This is a genomic window from Actinomyces succiniciruminis (assembly GCF_900002405.1).
Lineage (GTDB): Bacteria > Actinomycetota > Actinomycetes > Actinomycetales > Actinomycetaceae > Actinomyces > Actinomyces succiniciruminis.
Genome location: NZ_LK995481.1, coordinates 1 through 20,790 on the forward strand (window position 1 = coordinate 1; position 20,790 = coordinate 20,790).

At 69.9% G+C, this 20,790-nt stretch carries 18 protein-coding genes and 1 pseudogene; 6 read left to right on the forward strand and 13 right to left on the reverse strand.

The features are described 5' to 3' along the window. A pseudogene (locus BN1056_RS04075) lies at positions 1-445 on the forward strand (DEDD exonuclease domain-containing protein); the annotation flags it as partial. 56 nt (positions 446-501) lie between these two features. Here the strand turns inward: BN1056_RS04075 and BN1056_RS04080 are convergent. Beyond that, positions 502-945 (reverse strand): hypothetical protein, encoded by a 444-nt coding sequence (locus BN1056_RS04080; RefSeq protein WP_111890620.1) that lies wholly within the window; start codon positions 943-945, stop codon positions 502-504. Positions 946-1,135: 190 nt separating this feature from the next. On the opposite strand from BN1056_RS04080, the gene BN1056_RS04085 reads away from it, so the two are divergent. Next, the gene (locus tag BN1056_RS04085; protein WP_210579294.1) at positions 1,136-1,783 is read left to right on the forward strand and encodes a superoxide dismutase; all 648 of its coding nucleotides are present in this window, start codon (positions 1,136-1,138) and stop codon (positions 1,781-1,783) included. A 228-nt stretch (positions 1,784-2,011) separates the two neighbouring features. Here the strand turns inward: BN1056_RS04085 and BN1056_RS04090 are convergent, their stop codons facing one another. From BN1056_RS04090 to BN1056_RS04105, 4 genes are all read right to left on the reverse strand, one after another. Further along, a complete protein-coding gene (locus BN1056_RS04090) occupies positions 2,012-2,986 on the reverse strand; it encodes an FKBP-type peptidyl-prolyl cis-trans isomerase (RefSeq protein WP_210579295.1) in 975 nt (324 codons plus the stop codon). Positions 2,987-3,128: 142 nt separating this feature from the next. After that, a complete protein-coding gene (locus BN1056_RS04095; RefSeq protein ID WP_210579296.1) occupies positions 3,129-3,524 on the reverse strand; it encodes a HesB/IscA family protein in 396 nt (131 codons plus the stop codon). A 146-nt stretch (positions 3,525-3,670) separates the two neighbouring features. Continuing rightward, entirely contained in the window at positions 3,671-5,329 is a 1,659-nt protein-coding gene (locus BN1056_RS04100; RefSeq protein WP_210579297.1) for an ABC-F family ATP-binding cassette domain-containing protein, read from the reverse strand. A gap of 109 nt (positions 5,330-5,438) precedes the next feature. After that, positions 5,439-6,185, reverse strand: coding sequence for a hypothetical protein (locus tag BN1056_RS04105; RefSeq protein WP_244671493.1), 747 nt, complete (start codon positions 6,183-6,185; stop codon positions 5,439-5,441). Positions 6,186-6,546: 361 nt separating this feature from the next. Between BN1056_RS04105 and BN1056_RS04110 the strand changes: the two genes are divergently transcribed. Continuing rightward, complete coding sequence (locus BN1056_RS04110) at positions 6,547-8,598, forward strand: glucose PTS transporter subunit IIA (protein ID WP_210579299.1); 2,052 nt, start codon at positions 6,547-6,549, stop codon at positions 8,596-8,598. A gap of 149 nt (positions 8,599-8,747) precedes the next feature. On the opposite strand, the gene BN1056_RS04115 is transcribed toward BN1056_RS04110, so the two are convergent. From BN1056_RS04115 to BN1056_RS04140, 6 genes are all read right to left on the reverse strand, one after another. After that, positions 8,748-9,614 (reverse strand): TrmH family RNA methyltransferase, encoded by an 867-nt coding sequence (locus tag BN1056_RS04115; RefSeq protein WP_210579300.1) that lies wholly within the window; start codon positions 9,612-9,614, stop codon positions 8,748-8,750. Next, positions 9,611-11,602: an ABC transporter ATP-binding protein gene (locus BN1056_RS04120; protein ID WP_210579303.1), complete on the reverse strand. Its 1,992-nt coding sequence runs from the start codon at positions 11,600-11,602 to the stop codon at positions 9,611-9,613. Before BN1056_RS04120 ends, BN1056_RS04115 begins: the two co-directional genes overlap by 4 nt. Continuing rightward, positions 11,599-13,353 carry an ABC transporter ATP-binding protein gene (locus tag BN1056_RS04125; protein WP_210579306.1) on the reverse strand — a complete coding sequence of 585 codons (1,755 nt, stop codon included), beginning with the start codon at positions 13,351-13,353 and terminating at the stop codon, positions 11,599-11,601. The genes BN1056_RS04120 and BN1056_RS04125 overlap by 4 nt, the downstream gene beginning before the upstream one ends. A 72-nt stretch (positions 13,354-13,425) precedes the next feature. Then, positions 13,426-14,655 carry an SPFH domain-containing protein gene (locus tag BN1056_RS04130; RefSeq protein ID WP_210579309.1) on the reverse strand — a complete coding sequence of 410 codons (1,230 nt, stop codon included), beginning with the start codon at positions 14,653-14,655 and terminating at the stop codon, positions 13,426-13,428. 85 nt (positions 14,656-14,740) lie between these two features. Further along, complete coding sequence (locus tag BN1056_RS04135; protein WP_210579311.1) at positions 14,741-15,193, reverse strand: NfeD family protein; 453 nt, start codon at positions 15,191-15,193, stop codon at positions 14,741-14,743. Between the two features lie 59 nt (positions 15,194-15,252). After that, on the reverse strand, positions 15,253-16,035 hold the full coding sequence (locus BN1056_RS04140; protein ID WP_073331589.1) for an ABC transporter ATP-binding protein: 783 nt from the start codon (positions 16,033-16,035) through the stop codon (positions 15,253-15,255). A 62-nt stretch (positions 16,036-16,097) separates the two neighbouring features. Here BN1056_RS04140 and BN1056_RS04145 point away from each other — a divergent pair, with 62 nt between their 5' ends. Continuing rightward, positions 16,098-16,808 (forward strand): hypothetical protein, encoded by a 711-nt coding sequence (locus BN1056_RS04145; RefSeq protein WP_210579314.1) that lies wholly within the window; start codon positions 16,098-16,100, stop codon positions 16,806-16,808. 76 nt (positions 16,809-16,884) lie between these two features. Here BN1056_RS04145 and glgA read toward each other — a convergent pair whose 3' ends face one another. Further along, complete coding sequence (gene glgA / locus BN1056_RS04150; RefSeq protein WP_210579353.1) at positions 16,885-18,117, reverse strand: glycogen synthase; 1,233 nt, start codon at positions 18,115-18,117, stop codon at positions 16,885-16,887. Between the two features lie 201 nt (positions 18,118-18,318). On the opposite strand from glgA, the gene glgC reads away from it, so the two are divergent. Further along, positions 18,319-19,563: a glucose-1-phosphate adenylyltransferase gene (gene glgC, locus BN1056_RS04155; RefSeq protein WP_111819364.1), complete on the forward strand. Its 1,245-nt coding sequence runs from the start codon at positions 18,319-18,321 to the stop codon at positions 19,561-19,563. 105 nt (positions 19,564-19,668) lie between these two features. Further along, on the forward strand, positions 19,669-20,379 hold the full coding sequence (gene serB, locus BN1056_RS04160; RefSeq protein ID WP_073332070.1) for a phosphoserine phosphatase SerB: 711 nt from the start codon (positions 19,669-19,671) through the stop codon (positions 20,377-20,379). 70 nt (positions 20,380-20,449) lie between these two features. Here serB and BN1056_RS04165 read toward each other — a convergent pair. Continuing rightward, on the reverse strand, positions 20,450-20,790 hold a 341-nt coding region (locus tag BN1056_RS04165), incomplete at its 5' end, for a SixA phosphatase family protein (protein WP_425306099.1).

The following is a 20,790-nucleotide window of genomic DNA, read 5'->3' on the forward strand; positions in this document are numbered from 1 at the left end:
GGCGGGGCTGTGGACGCAGCGGCTGCGGGCGCTGCTACTGGGGGCGCGGCTGGCGGAGCAGGCTCGGCCGCTGCTGACCTGCCCGCATCTGCTAGCGGCCCGACGGCGCGAGCACGGCGGCTGGGAGCTGGTGGCGGTGCGCTGGGGGCGCCTGGCGGGCTCGGCGGTCACGGCGCCGGGCGTGGACCCGCGCCCCACCATCGCCACATTGCGCGCCACCGCGCAGGTGGTGGACCGGCCCGCGCGGGTGGGGGCGGAGACCAGCGTGGAGGAGACGGCGCTGTTGGCCGACTGGGTGCTGGATGCCGGGGCACGCCTGGTGGAGGTCGAGGGACTCGACGACGATGCGGCAGGCCAGAGCCTCGAAGGCGGAGCGGCCACAGCGCTGTCCTGGCCGGTGGGGGCCGCCGCCCGGCACCGGCGCGTCATCGACGCCGAGCCCTGAGACGGGGAACCGGATTCGGCATCTCCCCGGGCCGACGTCCGCGCCCGAGGCGGCGGTCAGCCGGCCGGGGTGACCGAGCCGCGCCGTGCCCGCAGCGCCTTGGCGACGCCCTCCTGCAGGCTGAGCGGGTCCAGGGGCCGCGGCACCACGACTTCCGCCTTGGCCCAGGCGGCCAACCAGTCATCCTGGGGGCGGGCGGTCAGCAGCACCACCGGGGGCCGCTGCTCAAGCTCGGTGAACAGCTCGTGCGCCAATCCCATGCCGCCCAGCTTCTTGGTCTCGGCATCCAGCACCAGGGCGGCGAAGGGGGCCTGTCCGGCCTTCTGCCGGTCCTTGATGGCCAGGCGGACACCCTCGGCGGTGGCGGCCTCGGTCCAGGACACCAGTGGCATTCCCTTGGCGGGGCGGCGTCCGACGCCATTCTTCACCTGTTGGCGCACGGTGGCGTCATCGGAGAAGACAAGAAGGTCGAGGGTGGCGGGTGCTGCCTGGTCGGTCATGCGGTCCTCCAGTGGACGACGGGGGCTTCCGCGGTCAGTGTAATCGCGTGACCGACATGCGTAGGGCCCTTCTAAGCTCACCGATCACCGTCTACGATTAATCTCGTCTAGGACTTCAGTCGCACCCATGAGTGAGGCTGCGTACCGCGACGTCAGTACCGACAACCGCACACCGCGAGGCAGGACCGCTATGAGCGCACCGACCGACATCAACACTCCGAGGTACACGCTGCCCGAGCTCCCCTACGACTATGCCGCCCTGGAGCCGCACATCTCCGGGCGCATCATGGAGCTCCACCACGACCGCCACCACGCCGCCTACGTCACCGGCGCCAATGCGGCCCTGGAGCAGCTGGCCGCGGCCCGCTCTACCGGCGACTTCGCCGCCATCAACCTGTGGGAGAAGAACCTGGCCTTCAATCTGGGCGGGCACCTCAACCACTCAATCTTCTGGAAGAACCTGTCCCCCAACGGCGGCGGCGAGCCCGAGGGCGAACTGGCCGAGGCCATCAAGGACTCCTTCGGCTCCTTCGCCGCTCTCAAGCAGCAGCTGAACGCCACCGCACTGGGCATCCAGGGCTCCGGCTGGGCGGTGCTCGCCTACGACTCGCTGTCCGGCAAGCTGGTCACCTTCCAGCTGTTCGACCAGCAGGGCAACGTGCCCGTGGGGACCATCCCGCTGTTCCAGATCGACATGTGGGAGCACGCCTTCTACCTGGACTACCTGAACGTCAAGGCCGACTACCTGGCGGCCATCTGGCAGATCGTCAACTGGGAGGACGTGTCCGCGCGCCTGGCGAACGCCGTCGCCCACGCCGAGGGCCTGATCGTGCGCTGACCGGCAGCCGCTTCGACTCCAAGAGGGCCTTCCTGCGCCGACACACGGCTGGGAAGGCCCTCTTCCATCTGGGCTCTTCCGGCTTGCGGGCGTGGCCGGCGTGGGGCGAGGGCAGGCGGCCCAACGCACGAATCTCCCGCGCATGACCGAACAGCCAGGCTAGAGCACCATCTAAGAACCCGCGGGCGCTTGATATCTAAGACGGCTTAAGAACAGGAGCTCGGCCCGTTACAAGACTTTCGCCACGTCGACGACGTAGGCGGACCCGACGGTACCCGCCGACTCGTCACCAGGCATAAGGATGACGACGCGGGAGCCGACCGGGACCCCCACCAGGCCAGCGATTGGTGCCCCGGCCGCAACGGTCATGACCTGCGGGCCGCCCGCCTCCCAGGAGGACTGCAGGGAGTCGTTGTCGCCCCAGTTGACGAAGGCCAGCTCCAGCGCCACCTGGTCGCCCTCGGCGATCTCATCACCGGCACCGCGCGCCAGGATGATGTTCTGCTGCTCGGTGGGCGCCCCGGCTCCGTCGGCCACGGAGATGGTGGCCGCCGCACCCAGGTCACCGGAGACGGTGACGCCCAGATCCGCCAGGGTCTGCTGCGCCTCGGTGTCAACCTCCGCGTCCTTAGTGGCTGCGGTCACCTCAGCGGCAGTGACGGCTTGCTCGACCTCGACCACGAACACCAGGTCGCCCGAAGGGTAGCCCTCCGGAGCGGCATCGCCGTAGGCCAGTTCCGCGGGGACCGCGATCTCCAGCCGATCCCCCACGTGGTGCCCGGCCAGCCCGCAACGCCAACCGGATATAAGTCCGCTCACGCTGAAGGGAGTCGCCTCTCCACGCGCGTATGACGAATCGAAGACCTCGGAAGCGCCCCACTGCCAAAGCGCGTAATCGGTGACTACCAGGGAGTCCTCGGTAACCTCGGCGCCGTCTCCCGCGTCAAGGGTCTTGACGGTCAGGTTGGCCGGCGCGTCGCCGTCGCCCCAGGTGACGGTGGGCTCGGATCCGGCCTCCCCCTCGAGCGTGGGCAGGGAGTCGGCGTCGTCGTCAATGGTGAGCGTCGAGCAGTCGACATTGCTCAGTGGCGTAGCGGTGGCCTCGGCGGACGCGCTGGCTCCTCCAGACGAGTCGGAGCAGCCCGCCAGGGCCAGACAGGAGGTCAGGGCCAGGGCGGGCAGGACAGTCGTGGCACGGCGCAATTGAATACTCCTCGAATGCGTGCGAAAAGCGACGGGGTGAGGCGGGAGACGTGCGTCCGCTGCGCCACCCCGGCGCTGAACGGCACCGACACCAGCGAAGGGCCGGCTGCACGTGGAGCAGGACGGTCGACGCCCGGCGCGCTCAGTGGAAGGACTCGCCGCACGCGCAGGTGCCGACGGCGTTGGGGTTGTCGATGGTGAAGCCCTGCTTCTCGATCGTGTCGGAGAAGTCGATGGTGGCGCCGTTCAGATAAGGCACACTCATGCGGTCAACGACCACCTCCACGGAGGCGAGCTCGGCGTCGCCGGTCGTGAAGGAGCGGATGGCATCGCCGTCCAGGAGACGCTCGTCGAAGTAGAGCTGGTAGACGAGCCCGGAGCAACCGCCCGGCTGCACGGCCACGCGCAGACGCAGGTCATCGCGGCCCTCCTGCACGAGCAGACCGGCCACCTTGGCGGCGGCGGCCTCGGTGAGCATGACCTCGTGGGTGGGAGCGATCGTGTCGGTGGAAGCGTCGGTCAGGGTGGTCTCAGCCATGTCTGTCTCCTACTAACTCCTACTAAGGGGTGCCTTGCACCGGGGCGAACACGCCGGCGGTCCGAGATGTTCCCCTCACCCTACGTCGGGCCGCATAGTGGACGGGAACACCGGCGGGAGTGATGGCACTCACCGTTCCAGCCGGGTCAGGCGAGCGTGACGAGCTCCAGGTAGTCCTCGCTCCACAGGTCCTCGTCGCCGTCGGGCAGCAGCAGCACCCGATCGGGGTTCAGGGCCTTGACGGCACCCTCATCGTGGGTGACCAGCACGACGGCGCCGGCGAAGGTGCCCAGGGCGTGCAGGATCTCCTCCCGGCTGGCCGGATCGAGGTTATTGGTCGGCTCATCCAGCAGCAGCACGTTGGCGCTGGAGACCACCAGCAGCGCCAGGGCCAGGCGGGTCTTCTCCCCGCCGGACAGGACGCGGGCGGGCTTGTCGGCGTCGGCCCCGGAGAACAGGAACGAGCCCAGCACGCTGCGCACCTCGGTGTCATCCATGCCGGGCGCGGCGCTGCGCAGGTTCTCCACCACAGTGCGCGAGTCGTCGATGGTCTCGTGCTCCTGCGCGTAGTAGCCGAGTTTCAGGCCGGTGCCGGCCTGCACCCGCCCGGAGTCGGGTTGCTCGATGCCGGCCAGCAGCCGCAGCAGCGTGGTCTTACCGGCTCCGTTCAGGCCCAGCACCACCACGCGACTGCCGCGGTCTATGGCCAGGTCGACGCCGGCGAACACCTCCAGGGAGCCGTAGGCCTTGGACAGTCCGGCAGCGCGCAGCGGCACCTTGCCGCAGGGGGCGGGGTCGGGGAAGCGCAGGTGGGCGACCTTCTCCTGGGCGCGCTCGGCCTCCAGGCCCTCCATGAGCCGGTCGGCGCGCTTGAGCATCTGCTGGGCGGCCACGGCCTTGGTGGCCTTGGCGCGCATCTTCTCCCCCTGGGCGCGCAGCGCCGCCGCCTTCTTCTCGGCATTCGCACGCTCACGACGGCGCCGGTTCTCGTCATCGGCACGCTGCTTGAGGTAGGCGTCCCAGCCCAGGTGGTAGACGTCCAGGACGCCGCGGCCGGCGTCCAGGTACATGATCTGGTTGACGGTGTCGCGCAGCAGCTCCACATCGTGGCTGATGACGATGAAGCCGCCCGCATAGGTGCGCAGGTGGTCGCGCAGCCACAGGATCGAGTCGTGGTCCAGGTGGTTGGTGGGCTCGTCCAGCAGCAGCGTGTCGGGCTGCTGAAACAGGACGCGGGCCAGCTCCACGCGACGGCGCTGACCACCGGACAGGGTGCCGATCGGCTGGTCGAGTACCCGGTCGGGCAGGCCCAGGGAGGCGCAGATGCGGGCGGCCTCACTGGCGGCGGCGTAGCCGCCCGCCATGGTGAACTCGTGGTCCAGGCGGGTGTAGCGGTCCAGGGCCTTGGCCTGCGCGTTGCCGCTGGTGGTGGCGATCTTCTCCTCGGCGCGGCGGATGCGTGCCAGCAGCGCGTCGATGCCGCGGGCGGATAGGACCCGATCACGGGTGATCTCGTTCAGGTCCCCGACCCGGGTGTCTTGGGGCAGGTAGCCGACCGAGCCGTTGCAGGTGATCAGGCCCTCGTGCTCGACGGCCTCCAGGCCGTGGCGCTCATCGGCGTCGGCGACCGCCTGGCTGGTGCCCTGCGCCACCGAGGCGGCGGCCAGGAGCTTGGTCATGGTGGTCTTGCCGGCTCCGTTGCGTCCGACCAGCCCGATGCGCATGCCCTTGTCCACCCGGAAGGAGGCGTCGGCCACTAGCTGCCGGGCGCCGATACGCATGGTGAGGTTCTGGACGTTGATCACGATGCGCATGCTACGGGTATCCGGGCGGCCGCCCGCCCCTGGGAACGCGGCGGTCGACCCGGTTGTCCATCACATCGCCGGGAGGCGGATACCCGGCGCACCGGGCGGGTCAGTCCCACCACAGCCAGGTGCCGACCGGCCCATGGGTCCAGTGGCGGCGCAGGGGCTTGAGCTCATCGGGGCCGGCGTGAGCGTCCAGCTGGTAGCGCTCGGCCACGCAGCGCCACACCTCCCGCAGCCCCAGGGCGACCAGCGCCTCGAGCTCTTCGACGTCGTCGGGGTCACGGTCCTCGCAGGCCCAGTACTCGTCATCGTCATACTCGTCTCCGTCATCCTCGATACCCGCGATCACCTCGTAGAGGGCGTCGAGCAGGTCGGGGTCGGCGATCCACAGCCCCTCCACGCTGACGCGCTCGTCCTTACGCTGGGGGCCGATGCCGTAGCCGGACAGGCGTACCCGCCCGTCGGCGCGCACACAGGCGCGCAGCAGAGAGCCCAGGGTGGGGCCGAGGTTCTGCCGGTCGCCGAGCTGCTCGGCGGGCAGTATGTCCAGTAGCCGCCGGGCGGTGCGCGGCCCCAGATCGTGGAAGGGTGTGTAGTCGTCCTCCGGGGCGCCGTCGGCACCGATGAGCCCGGCGGGTGCGAAGCCGAACTGGGCGGGGATCACGGTGGAGCGCAACTCGTCGCGGCAGTCCGCCAGGGCGTGCCACACGCCGGCGCGTACCGTCCAACCGCGCGGCCCGTACAGACCAGGGTTCTGGTCCCTCTCACATGTGGGCGGCGCCGTGCGACGCGGCGACGGCGGCGCCTCGTCCGTAATGGGAGCGTTGATCGGGGTGGATGAGAGCGGGGCCATGATGAGTCTCCTCGGCTTGGGGATGCTGCGACGGCGTCGTCGCCGTCGAGTCCCAGCCTGTGCCAGCCAAGGGGTCCGACGCCGAGCACCTGTGAATGCGATTCGCGCAGGCTGTCGCGAAGCGCACCGGTGGATATCGGTGAGTTCTCGGACGGTCACCAGCAGGCGGTCAGGAGCTCGCAAGCCGCTCACCAGCGGCATGCGGCGTGTCGCCCAGCGACGCGCGGTCGGCCAAGGAAATATGCCCCGGATCACCTTCAAGGGCGTTACTCTGACGTGCAGGGTCCTATGCATCCGGGCCCCTCCACCCAGCCCGTCGGCCCCCTTGGGGTGCGGCCGACGGCCGACGGTTAAGGTGAACATGGCAACAACCACATCCGCTCCAGAAGCGATTCTCGAGGCCGTGGGTGGCCCCGAGAACATCGTCAACCTCACCCACTGCGCAACGCGATTGCGCTTTGAGCTCCAGGACGCCTCCGTGGTCGACAAGGCCACGGTGGAGAAGATCCCCGGCGTGATGGGTGCGGTCCCGCAGGCAGGCGACCGCTACCAGATCGTCATCGGCGGCGCTGTCCAGAGCGTGTACGACGACATCATGAACCTGCCCGCCATGAAGAGCGGCGGCAAGGCGGCACAGTCGAACGCCGACGTCAAGGCTGCCGCCCGCGCAAAGGCGCGCGGCAAGAACGCCTTCGTGGACGCGTTCTTCGAGTACCTGTCCGACTCCTTCCGGCCACTGCTGCCGGTGTTGCTGGGCACCTCGCTGATCATCGCCGGCGAGGCCGTATGCGAGGCCTTCGGGCTCATCGATACACACGCCGACGTCAAGCCCGCGTCCCTGACCTTCGTGGACGCCATGTACCGGTCGGTGTTCTACTTCCTGCCGATCATGGTGGCCTACAACGCCTCCAAGAAGCTCCGGATCGATCCGTGGGTGGGCACCGCCATTATGGCTGCCCTCATCACGCCGAACTTCATCGACCTGAGTAATGCCGACAAGACGACCGGCGTCACCTGCACCGTCAATGAGACGCTCGGCACCGATCTGTGCACCGCCACCGTGTTCGGACTGCCCATGCAGCTGAACGACTACGGCGGCCAGGTGTTCACGCCATTGATCATGGTGGCGCTCCTGGCTCCGCTGTACAAGGGCCTGACCCGGATCATCTCCCCGAACCTGCAGATGGTGTTCGTGCCCTTCCTGTCCTTCGTGATCATGATGCCGATCACGGCGTTCATCCTAGGCCCCATCGGTATCTGGCTCGGCTCCGCACTGGGCTCGGCCCTGGCCTGGCTGAACAACACCGCCCCGATCGTCTTCGCGATCATCATTCCGCTGTTGTATCCGTTCCTGGTGCCTCTGGGCCTGCACTGGCCACTGAACGCCCTCATGCTGGCCAACATCAATAACCTCGGGTACGACTTCATTCAGGGCCCCATGGGCGCCTGGAACTTCGCCTGCTTCGGCGCCACCGCCGCCGTGCTGGCCATCTCCATCCGCGAGCGGGACAACGAGATGCGACAGACGGCCTTTGGTGCGCTGATCGCGGGTCTGTTCGGCGGCATCTCCGAGCCGAGCCTTTACGGTATCCACCTGCGCTTCAAGCGCATCTACCCGCGCATGCTGGTCGGCTGCGCCGTGGGCGGTCTGGTCATCGGCCTGGGCGGTGGCGTGGACGCCAGCACCTTTGCCTTCACCTCGCTGCTGACCATCCCGGTCTTCTCCCCCATGGGCCTGTACGCAATCGGTATCGCAGCTGCCTTCTTCACCTCCTTCATCATCCTGTTCATCTCCGACTACCGCACGGCTGAGGAGAAGGCGGAGGCCCGCGCGGCCGCCGCCGCGGACGGGTACGTCGAGGCCTCCCCGGAGGAGACCGCCGCCGACCTGGCGCTGGAGGAGGCCGCCAAGGCCCAGGCCGCGCAGCCCAAGCCGGCGCTGGCTGAGGGCGCGGTCACCGAGCTCGTCTCCCCCGTGCGCGGCACCGTGGTGCCGCTCGCCGAGGTCGCCGACCCGGTGTTCGCCGGTGGCGCCGTCGGCCAGGGCGTCGGCATTGAGCCCTCCGAGCAGCAGATCGTGGTGACCGCCCCGGCGGCCGGCACCGTGGTGGTGGCGCCGGAGTCCGGGCACGCCTACGGCATCAACCTGGACTCGGGCGTGGAGCTGCTCATCCACGTCGGTCTGGACACGGTCGAGATGGAGGGCAAGGGCTTCGAGGTCCTGGTCAAGCAGGGCGACCGCGTCGAGGCGGGCCAGGAGCTGGTGCGCGTGGACCGGGCCGCCGTTGAGCAGGCCGGGCACCCGCTGACCACCCCGATCCTGATCACCAACACGGCGGCCTTCACCTCCGTGGAGGCGATCGCCTCCGGCGAGGTCGCCCCGGGCGACCCGCTGCTGCGGCTCACCGCCTGATCCGCACCTCACCGGTCGACGACGCGTCGGCCGGTGAGACAAGGCGCCGGTGGCCGGCACCCCGCTGCGGGGTGCCGGCCACCGGCGCCTTTATCGCGTCATGCGGCTTCCGGGACCGGACAACCGGCCCGTCGCCTGGTCGGAACGAACTATGCCCGCAGCGCCCAGAAGGCGACCGCGGCGGCCGCGGCCACGTTCAGGGAGTCCACTCCCCCGGCCATGGGGATGCGCACCACCGCGTCGGCGGCGGTGATGGTGCGCCGCCCCAACCCGTCGCCTTCGGTGCCCAGCACCACGGCCACCCTCCCCTCCGGGTCGGTGCAGGCCGGCGAGGCGGCGAAGGCGTCCAGGCCGACCGAGTCGTCGGTCAGGGCCAGGGCCGCCACCGTCCAGCCGCCCGCGTGGAGTTCGTCCAGGGCGGGCCAGCGGTCGATGCGCGTCCAGGGCACCTGGAAGACGGTTCCCATGGACACGCGCACACTGCGCCGGTACAGCGGGTCGGCGCAGTGCGGGGTGACCAGCACGGCATCGATACCGAGCGCGGCGCCGCTGCGGAAGACGGCCCCCACATTGGTGTGGTCGACCAGGTCCTCCAGGATGGCGATGCGCCGCGCCCCGGCCCCGCCGCGCGCCCGGGCCATCAGCTCGGTGACGCCGGCCAGTGCGGGGCGGTTCATGGCCGCCAGCGCACCCCGGTGCAGATGGAATCCGGTCAGCGTCTCCAGCAGCTCCTCCGGGGCGATGAACACGGGGACCCGGCCGCCGTCGTCGCGTCCACCGCAGCCGCTGGCGGCGGCGATCACCGGGCGCATCTGCTCCCAGTGGCGCGGCGCCATCAGGAAGGAGCGGGGCGCGTGCCCGGCGGCCACGGCCCGAGAGATGACCTTGGTGGACTCGGCCATGTACAGGCCGCGCTCGGTCTCCAGGCGACGCCGCAGCGCCACGTCGGTCAGGCGCGTGTAGTCGGCCAGACGGGGGTCGGCGGCGTCGTCGAGGGTCTCAAGCGGGATGATCACAGGCGGTTGCCCCGGGCGTCCCGGCCCACTGCGGCCAGCAGCGGGTCGACCTGAACCGCGGGCTCGTCCTCCCCCTCCGGACCGGCGAACTGGCTCTGGTAGAGCTCGTAATAGGCGCCCTGGGCGGCCATGAGGGTCTCGTGGTTGCCCTGCTCGACGATGTCGCCGTGCTGCATGACCAGGATGGTGTCCGCGTCGCGGATGGTGGACAGGCGGTGGGCGATTACGAAGCTGGTGCGTCCCTGCCGCAGTCCGACCATGGCCTTCTGCACCAGCAGCTCGGTGCGGGTGTCCACCGAGGAGGTGGCCTCGTCCAGCACCAGGATCTGCCGGTCGGCGAGGAAGGCGCGGGCGATGGTGATCAGCTGCTTCTCACCGGCGGACACGCCCGCCCCGGAGTCGTCGATGATCGTGTCGTAGCCGTCGGGCAGGGAGCGCACGATGTGGTCGACGCTGGCGGCCCGGGCGGCCGCTCGCACCTGCTCGGGGGTGGCGTGAGCGGCGCCGAAGGCGATGTTCTCCCCGATGGTGCCCTCGAACAGCCAGGTGTCCTGCAGCACCATGCCGATCTGCTCGCGCAGCTCGTTGCGAGCGAGGTCGCGGGTGTCCACGCCGTCGAGCGTGATCGCACCGCCCTGCGGGTCGTAGAAGCGCAGCAGCAGGTTCACCAGGGTGGTCTTACCGGCACCGGTGGGGCCGACGATGGCGACGGTCTGTCCGGGCTCCACCGTCAGGTTCAGGTCGGTGATCAGTTCCGTATCCGGGCTGTAGGAGAACTTCACGTGGTCGAAGACGACGCGGCCGGCCACTCGCTCCGGCAGGGCGCGGGTGGCGGTGTCGTCCTCCTCGGGGGCGTCCATGATCTCGAACAGCCGCTCGGCACTGGCAGCACCGGACTGCAGCAGGTTGGCCATGGAGGCCAGCTGGGTGATGGGCTGGGTGAACTGCTGGGAGTACTGGATGAAGGCCTGCACGTCGCCCAGGGTCATCTGGCCGTTGGTGATCTTGACACCGCCGATCACCGCGATGATCACGAAGTTCAGGTTGGAGACCACGCGCATAGCCGGCTGAATGGTGCCGGAGATCCACTGCGCCTTGTAGGAGCCGTTGTACAGGCGGTTGTTCTCCTTCTCGAACAGGGCGTTGAAGGTCTCCTCGGAGTTGAACAGGGCGACCGCCTCGTGGCCGGTGAAGGCCTCCTCGACGACGCCGGACACGTCACCGGTGGCGTCCCACTGCTCGGTGAAATGCGGCTGGGCGCGGGAGGCGATCAGCAGCGTGATGATCAGCGCCACCGGCAGCGTGGCCAGGGAGATCAGGGACAGCTGCACGGAGACCGTCAGCATCATGGCGAACACGCCGATGACGGTGATGATCGAGTTCAGCGCCTGCGAGAGCGTCTGCTGCAGGGTCTGGGTGATGTTGTCGACGTCGTTGGTGACGCGGGAGAGCATGTCGCCGCGGGAACCGTGGTCGATGTAGGACAGCGGCACCCGGTCCAGCTTGGCGGCCACCTCGGCGCGCATGCGCTGGCCGGTGCGCTGGATGACGCCGGCCAGGATATGGCCCTGCAGCCACAGGAACAGGGCCGAGAGCACGTACAGGGAGAGGGTCTGCAGCAGGATCACCATCAGGGCGTGGGTGTCCAGGCCCTGGCCGACGACCACGTCGTAGGCGGAGAGCATGTCCGCGTAGGTGTCCTGGCCGGCGCTGCGCAGCACCTGCGCCAGCTCATCTCCGGACAGCCCGTCGGGCAGCCCGAAGTTGGCCAGCAGCTTGCCCAGCACGCCTTCGAAGATGACGTTGGTGGCGCGGGCGATCACCTTGGGGGCGGCGACGTTGAGGACGACGGCCGCCGCGGTCAGCACTATGACGGCGCCGATGCGCAACCGCTCGGGCCGCAGCTCGTGCAGCAGGCGCCGCCAGGTGCCGCGGAAGTTCTTCGCCTTCTGGTTGGGGGCCCGCCGGGGCCCGGGTCCGTGGCTCATGCGGCCTCCTCGGCGCTGATCTGGGACAGGACGATCTCTGCGTAGGTGGGGCAGGTCTCCATGAGTTCGTTGTGGGTGCCGACGCCGACGACGTGTCCTTCATCCAGGACGACGATCTGGTCCGCGTTGCGCACGGAGGCGACGCGCTGGGCGACGACCACGATGGTCGCCCCGCCGGTGGCCTGCGGCAGGCCGGCGCGCAGGCGGGCGTCGGTGGCGTAGTCGAGGGCGGAGAAGGAGTCGTCGAAGACGTACACGCCGGCCCGACGCACCAGGGCGCGGGCGATGGCGAGCCGTTGACGCTGGCCGCCGGAGAAGTTGACGCCACCCTGGTCGACCTCGTGGTCGAGCCCGTCGTCGAGGGCCTGCACGAAGCCGGCCGCCTGGGCGGCCTCGAGGGCCTGCCACAGCTCGGCGTCGGTGGCGTCCTGCCGGCCGTGCTGCAGCGTGGAGCGGATGGTGCCGGAGAACAGGTATGCCTTCTGGGGGACGGTGGCGACGTTCTCACGCAGCTCGTGCGGGTCCAGGTCGCGCACATCGACGCCGTCGACACTCACCGACCCCTCGGTCACGTCCAGCAGGCGCGGCAGCAGGTTGGCCAGGGTGGTCTTGCCGGATCCGGTGGAGCCGATGAAGGCGGTGGTGGTGCCCGGGGCCATGTCGATGTTGATGTCGGCCAGCACGCGGGAGTCCGCACCCGGGTAGCGGAAGGTGACGTTGTCCAGCTTCACGCGGCGGCCCCGGGTGCCTGCGGCGCCGCCGGGGGCGGGCAGGTGTGTCGGTTCGGCGGGCGCCTTGATGGCGGGATCCACGGCCATGACCTCCTGGAAGCGGCCCGCGGCCACCTGGGCACGCGGCAGGATCGTCACCAGCATGACGGCGATCATGACGGAGAAGAGGATCTGCATGATGTAGTTCAGGAAGGCAGTCAGGTCGCCGACCTCCATCTGCCCGTCGTTGATGCGCAGTCCGCCGAACCACATCACGCCGATGGAGGCGAGGTTCATGATGACGGTCACCGACGGCATCAGGATGGCGAACAGGCGTCCGATACTCATCGAGGTACGCGTCAAGGAGTCGTTGGCCTCGGTGAACACCTGGCCGCGTTCCTTCTGCCGCACGAAGGCCCGGATGACGCGCACGCCCTGGATCTGCTCGCGCATCACCAGGTTCACCCGGTCGATCCGGGACTGCATGACTTGGAAGTGCGGCAGCAGGCGGCTCATGAGCACGCCCACCACCACCAGTAGCAGCGGGATCAGCACCAGCAGCAGGGCGGACAGGGGCACGTCCACGCGCAGCGCCATGACGGTGCCACCGACCAGCATGATCGGCGCCATGAGCATCATGGTGCTGGCCATGAACACCACCATCTGCACCTGCTGAATGTCATTGGTGGAGCGGGTGATCAGGGAGGGCGCGCCGAAGCGGGACACCTCCTCCAGGTTGAAGCGCTGGACGTGGTTGAAGATGTCCTTGCGCATGGCGCGTCCGAGTCCCATGGCCGCCCTGGAGGACAGGTAGGTGCCGATGACGGCGACGACTCCCTGGACCACGGTGATGGCGAGCATCTGCCCGCCCAGGGACCAGATCTTGTCCGTGTCCCCCGTGACCACGCCGTCGTTGATGATGTCGGCGTTGAGGGTGGGCAGCGATAAAACGGCGATCGTCTCGATGATCTTCAGCAGGAAGACGATCGCCAAGGAGCCCGCATAGGGCTTGAGGTAATGACGAAGTGTCTTAAGCAGCACCCGGAGAGGCTACCGCTAGCCGCCCAATGGGCATGTGTCTATTTCACTGTCGGCACAGGGTTGGGGCGCGTCTCACGCGCCCCGGCCCGACGGCGGAATCGACGGCGGCACGTCGTCGTCGGAGGCCGGCGCCTCGGCGTGGCGGCCCGAGGCGGGCAGTGTCGCCGTGGCGGGGTCCGCTCCGGCCTCGGGGGCGGCGGTGGCAGGGGGCTGCTGTGCGGGCGCGGACGTGTCTGCGGCCTCGGCCTCCTGGGAGGCGGAGGCGGCCTCACCGCGGGCCTGGGCGAGTGCCTCCTCGGGGGCCTGCAGGCTGGTTTCGGCGAGGTCGCCGGCGATGTCCAGGCTGGACTCCATGCCGGAGACGTCCACCTTCACGTCGTCGTCGGTGCCGGTGGTGAAGGCGGCCGAGCCGGGGCCGCCGGCGGCGGACTTGCCGCCCAGGGCGCCGGCGATGCCGTCCAGCGCGGCGGTGAACTCGGTGGGCACGATCCACATCTTGGAGGAGGAGCCGTTGGCGATCTTCGGGAGGGTCTGCAGGTACTGGTAGGCCAGCAGCTTGGGGTCGGCGTTGCCGCGGTGGATGGCGTCGAAGACCTGCAGGATGGCGCGGGACTCACCCTGCGCCTTGAGGATGGCGGACTGGGCCTGGCCCTCGGCCCGCAGAATCGCGGACTGCTTGTCACCCTCGGCGGTGAGGATCTGGGACTGCTTGACGCCCTCCGCGGTCAGGATGGCGGCGCGGCGGTCGCGCTCGGCGCGCATCTGCTGCTCCATGGCGCCCTGGATGGAGGCGGGCGGGTCGATGGACTTCAGCTCCACGTTGGACACGCGGATGCCCCAGCGGCCGGTGGCCTGGTCCAGGACGCCGCGCAGCTGGCCGTTGATCTGGTCGCGGCTGGTCAGGGTCTGCTCCAGGTCCATGGCGCCGATGACGTTACGCAGGGTGGTGACGGTCAGCTGCTCGATGGCCTGCAGGTAGTTGGCGATCTCGTAGGTGGCGCGCTTGGGGTCGGTGACCTGGTAGTAGATGACCGAGTCGATGGACACCACCAGGTTGTCGGAGGTGATCACCGGCTGCGGTGGGAAGGAGACCACCTGCTCGCGCAGGTCCACGGTGGTGCGCACCCGGTCGATGAAGGGCACCAGCAGGTGCATGCCGGCGCCGTATTCGGCCTGGAACTTGCCCAGCCGCTCGACGATGATCGCGTAGGACTGCGGGACGATCTGCACCGCCCGGAACAGGGCGACGATCACCAGCAGCAGTATCAGTACAAGGATGACGAGGATCGCGGTCTCTAGCACTGTTGGCCCTTTCGGTCGGTTGTGAGCGGCAGCTTACGCGACTATGCGGCAAATCGTTACCGGCTGCGCCGGGTTCGGTGGCTTGCTACTGGGGGACGACGACGGCGACGGCGCCGTCAATGGCGACTACGCGCACGCCCGCCCCGGGGTCGACGTGCGCGGCGGTGTTGGAGCCGTAGGCGTCCGGGGTGTCGGCCAGGCGGGCGCTCCACTCCTCGCCGTCCAGGTTGATGCGCCCGTCGCGCGCATCGATCACCGTCAGGGCGGTCGCGCTGCGGCCGATGCGCGCCTCGGCGTTGGTGCGCATCTGCGGGGTGGTCGCCGCCAGGTGCCGCTTGGCCCAGGGCCGCACCGCGAGCAGCAGCAGCGCCGCCACCACTGCGAAGACGATCGCCTGTACCCACACCTGGGCGCCCAGGGCGGCCGCCAGGGCGCCGCCGAGCGCGCCGCCGGCGAGCATGAGGAAGGTCAGGTCCGCCGTCGCCGTCTCGATGACGCCGAGCACGAGGGCGGCTCCGATCCACCAAAGCCAAATCATCGGGTCCTCCTCTGGTTATGTGTGCCCCGGCGAATCGGGGCGGGACTGACGTAAAGGGTTCAGGCGCCGCGGGCGGTGTAGCGACCGCGGTCCTTGGTGATCTCCAGCGGGAGACCGAAGGTGGTGGTGACGACCTCACCGGTCAGCACCGTGTCCAGCGGCCCGGCGGCCACGGCCCGGCCACCGCGCAGTGCGAGGCCGTGGGTGAAGCCTACGGGTATCTCCTCCAGGTGGTGGGTGACCAGCAGCATCGACGGGGCGCCCGGGGCGGCCAGGATCTCGGTCAGCGCCGCCAGCAGCTGCTCGCGTCCGGCCAGGTCCAGGCCGGAGGCGGGCTCGTCCAGGATCAGCAACTCCGGGTCCGGCATGAGGGCGCGGGCGAGCTCAATGCGCTTGCGCTCGCCGGAGGACAGATTCGCCCAGGTCCGTTCCGCGAGGTGACCGGCGTCGAGGGCGGCCAGCAGCGCGCGGGCGCGTTCGACGTCGAAGTCGTCGTACTCCTCGCGCCACACGCCGATGGAGCCATAGGAGGCGGACAGCACCACCGACAGCGCCGTCTCACTGCCCAGGACCCGGCCGGCCAGGGCCGAGGAGGCCAGGCCGATGCGGGGCCGCAGCTCGGACACGTCGACGCGCCCCAGCCGCTCCCCGAGGATGTCCACCGCGCCCGCGGAGGGGAACAGCCTGGCCGAGGCGATGCGGGAGATGGTGGTCTTCCCGGCTCCGTTCGGGCCCACCAACACCCAGTGCTGCCCCTCCTCCACGTGCCAGTTCACGTGGGAGAGGATCTGGGTGGTGCCGCGGTGGAGCGAGACGTCGTCGAAACGGAGCACGCTGGTCATGGGCTCAGCCTATCCTGCGCGCCACTGCGGCCGCCCACCATTTGGCGCTAAGGTGCGGCGACGTGGATCCGCTTGCACTGCCCGTCTCCGTCCTGCTGGCCCTGTGGGCGCCGCTGCCCTCCTCCCAGGGGCGGGCGGTGGTGCAAGGCCCCGACGGCGTGCATGAGGCCCTCGACGACGCCTCCCCGTGGGGGCTGGGGCGCCTGCCCCTGGAGCAGTGGGTGGCCGACTTCGGCCCGCTCGCGCGGGCGAGCGCGGTGCTGCCCTCCCCCGCGGACCCGCTGCCGGGTCTGGCGGCCGCCGTCGAGGTCGGCGAGGGCGTGGTCCTCGAGGCGGTCACGGGTAGGCACGTGCTGCTGGTGCCGTGGGCCGCGGGCGCATCGGTGGCCTGGCAGGTGGAGGAGATGACGGCGCCGCTGCCGCCGCTGGACGCCTCCCAGGCGCGGCGCGACGTACACCGGGCCACGGAGGCGGCGATCGACGCGCTGATCGAGTTGGACCTGGCCCGCGAGCGCCCCGAACTGGCCGACACGCTCAACGACGTCGTCACCGCCGTGCTCGACCCGCGGTTGCTGCCGCCCGGCCTGGACGCCCGCCGCCGCACCCTGCTGGAGCGTTCTCTGCGGCTGCGGGCGATCTGCACCCTGGCCCTGCAGGACGACGGCGCGGCGACGACGGCGCTGCAGGCGGAGCGGCGCGCCGCCATCCTGCGGCCGCTGCTGGCCACCGCCCGCCAGGGGGTTGCCGCCGCCACCGAGTGGTGGGCGCACTGAACCGGCCCCGGCACCGACGACGGGACGCCGCCGCCCGGGTGGGCGACGGCGTCCGGCGGTGGTCAGGCCTGTGGCGTCAGCGCGGGTTTGCCAGCGCCCAGCGGTAGACCTCCATGGTGCGGTCGGCGATCGCGGTCCAGGAGAAGTGCTCCTCCACCCGCTTGCGGGCGGCCGCACCCATCTGCTGCGCCTTGTCGGCGTCCATGACCAGCTCGGTCAGCCGGTCGGCCAGGTCGGTGGCGAACTGCTCGGGGTGGATGGGGGTACCGGTGCCGTCCTGCAGCTGCTCGATCGGAACCAGGTAGCCGGTCTCGCCGTCGACGATCACGTCCGGGATGCCGCCGGTGGCCGAGCCGACCACGGGCAGCCCCATGGCCATGGCCTCGAGGTTCACGATGCCGAGGGGCTCGTACACCGAGGGGCAGACGAACACGTCGGAGGCGGCCAGCACGGCCTGCAGTTCGCGGTGCGGGAGCATCTCCTCGATCATGATCACGCCGGTGCGCTGCCCCTGCAGGGCGGCGACGGCGGCGTCCACCTCGGCCTTGATCTCGGGCGTGTCGGGAGCGCCGGCGCACAGGATCACCTGAACCTGCTCGGGCAGCTTCTCCACGGCGCGCAGCAGGTGCGGCAGCCCCTTCTGCCGGGTGATGCGGCCGACGAAGACGACGGTGGGGCGGGAGGTGTCGATGCCATAGCGGGCGCGGACGTCCGCCGCCAGCGCTTCAAACTCGGCGTCGTCGGGGCGGGCCCAGCCGGCCAGGTCGATGCCGTTGTGGACCACCTTGACGCGTTCGGGGTCGACGTTCGGGTAGGACTTCAGGATGTCGGCGCGCATGCCGTTGGAAACGGCGATGATCGCGGATGCACCCTCGTAGGCCTGACGCTCCGCCCAGGAGGACAGGGCGTAGCCGCCGCCGAGCTGCTCGGCCTTCCAGGGGCGCATGGGCTCCAGGGAGTGCGCGGACAGCACGTGCGGGATGCCGTAGAGCAGGCCGGCCAGGTGGCCGGCGAGGTTGGCGTACCAGGTGTGGGAGTGGACGATGTCGGCGCCCTCCACTCCGGGGACCATTTCCAGGTCCACGCCGAAGGTGCGCAGGGCGGCGTTGGCGCCCTCGAGTTCGGCCACCTCCGGGTAGCCGGTCACGCCCGCGCCGGCGCCCTCGGTGCCGGGCTCACGGGGGCCGCCGAAGGCGTGCACGCGCACGTCCGCGAGCGGACGCAGCACCTTGGCGAGCTCGTTGACGTGCACGCCGGCACCGCCGTAGATGAAGGGCGGATACTCCTTGGTCAGCAGGTCGACTCTCAGTCCGTCACTGGTGTTGGTGTCTTCGGTCACAGCGCTCTCCTTCTTGGTCGTGCACCCGTGCACATCCGGCGGGCATTGTCGCACGTCACACAGTATCGCCGACCGGGGTTCGCCGCGCGGCTTTTCCGCCACGGGGAGATCGTCCGATTCAGTCGCTCGAATCCCCTCCCAAGATGACGAAAATCACCGTAAGGTGGCCCCATGGCTTCTCCTCGCGTCCTCGCAATCATCCTCGCCGGCGGTGAAGGCAAGCGCCTGATGCCGCTGACGGTCGATCGGGCCAAGCCCGCCGTGCCCTTCGGCGGGATCTACCGGCTGATCGACTTCTCACTGTCCAACATGATCAACTCCGGATTCCTGAAGGTGGTTGTACTCACCCAGTACAAGTCGCACTCACTGGACCGGCACATCTCCAAGACCTGGCGCATGTCGGACATGCTGGGCAACTACATCGCCCCGGTGCCCGCACAGCAGCGCGTGGGCAAGCACTGGTTCCTCGGCTCGGCGGACGCCATCTACCAGTCGCTGAACCTGGTTGAGGACGAGCGGCCGGACTACGTGGTCATCACCGGCGCGGACAACATCTACCGCATGGACTTCTCCCAGATGCTGGACCACCACATCGCCTCCGGCCTGCCGTGCACCGTCGCCGGCATCCGCCAGCCGCGTTCACTGGCCGACCAGTTCGGCATCATCGAGTCCGCCCCGGAGTCCCCCGGCAAGATCAAGGCCTTTGTTGAGAAGCCCAAGGAGACGCCGGGCCTGCCGGACTCCCCCGACGAGGTGCTGGCCTCCATGGGCAACTACATCATGAACGCCGACGCCCTGACCGAGGCGGTCACGATCGACGCGGCCGACGACTCCTCCAAGCACGACATGGGGGGCAACATCGTCCCCTGGTTCGTCAACCAGGGCGCGGCCGGCGTCTACGACTTCAAGGACAACGAGGTCCCCGGGGCCACCGAGCGCGACCGCGACTACTGGCGCGACGTCGGTACGGTCGACGCCTTCTACGAGGCCCACCAGGACCTGATCAGCGTCACCCCCGTGTTCAACCTGTACAACAGCCGCTGGCCGCTGTACGCCGGCTACACCAACGCCATGCCGCCGGCCAAGTTCGTCTACGGGCACCACGAGCGTCTGGGCCACGCCGTCGACTCCATCGTCTCCCCCGGCGTGATCGTCTCCGGTGGTGAGGTCATCTCCTCCGTGCTCTCGCCGGAGGTGCGGGTGAACTCCTGGTCCTCGGTGCGCGAGTCCGTGCTGATGGACGGGGTGAACGTCGGGCGCAACACGGTCGTCAACCGCGCCATCCTGGACAAGAACGTCGTCGTCGAGGAGGGCGCCATGGTCGGCATCGACCCCGAGCACGACCGCGAGCGCGGCTTCACGGTCACCGAGTCCGGTATCACCGTCGTCGCCAAGGGCCAGCGCGTCGTACGCTGATCGGCCTGGCCGCCCAGCGGCCTGATGCGGACCGCCGCCCCGGGATCCTCACGGTCCCGGGGCGGCGTCGTATGCGGCGGGGCGGCGTTGGCTACCATCCTGGCCATGCACGCCTCCACGCCCCCGTCCTCCCAGTCGACCGGCCTGCCGCGCGTGTCCGGGGCGCACGCGAGCGGGGAGCTGGCCGCCCTGGGGCCCGGCCTGCTGGTCATGGATGTGGACTCCACCCTGATCGAGCAGGAGGTGATCGAGCTGATCGCCGAGCGGGCGGGCACCCGCGAGCGCGTCGCCGAGGTGACCGCGCGGGCCATGCGCGGCGAGCTGGACTTCGCCGCCTCCCTGCGTGAGCGCGTGGCGACGCTGGCCGGGGTTCCGGAGACGGTGTTCGCCGAGGTGCTCGGCGAGGTGCGGCTGACCCCGGGCGCGCGCGAGCTCATCGCGGCGCTGCATGCGCGCGGCTGCCGGGTCGGGGTCGTCTCCGGCGGCTTCGAGGAGGTGGTGTGCCCGCTGGCGAGCAGCCTCGGGATAGACCATGTGGCCGCCAACCGGCTGGAGGTGGCGGACGGGGTGCTCACCGGTCGGGTGCTGGGGCGCATCGTGGACCGCCAGGAGAAGATTCGCTGCCTGCACGCCTGGGCGCAGGCCGACGGCGTGCCCATGACCCGTACCGTGGCGATGGGCGACGGCGCCAACGACCTGGGCATGATCGCCGAGGCGGGGCTGGGGGTGGCGTTCTGCGCCAAGCCGGTGGTTGCCGAGTCCGCGCCCGCGGCCGTGCACGTGCGTGACCTGACCGCGGTGCTGGACCTGCTCTGAAGCCGTCGCGATGCCGCGGCCGCCGAGTTCGGTCGGGCGGCCGCGCTCCCCGGTCTGCGCAGTGGCGGGCTCAGCGCGGGGCGGTGACGATTTCGTTCAGGTGTGCGGTCTGCGGGCCGAGCCCCGCCCAGTTGACCGGCACCTGCAGCAGGAGCGCCGTGGCGGTGGGGATGCCGAAGGAGACCTGGTTGGCCAGGTCGTCGACGGTGTCGTGCAGCATGTGCGCCAGCACCGAAACGGTCGGCTCGTGGCCGACGACGAGCACGTGCCGGGTCGTCTCCGGCAGCGGCTGCAGCAGTCGCAGGATGCCGCCGGGGCCCTCGTGGTAGATCTCGGGCTCCACGCGGGTGAGTGCGGGGCTCATGCGCTCGCGCATGGGACCGGCGGTCTGGCGGGCGCGGGCGGCCGGGG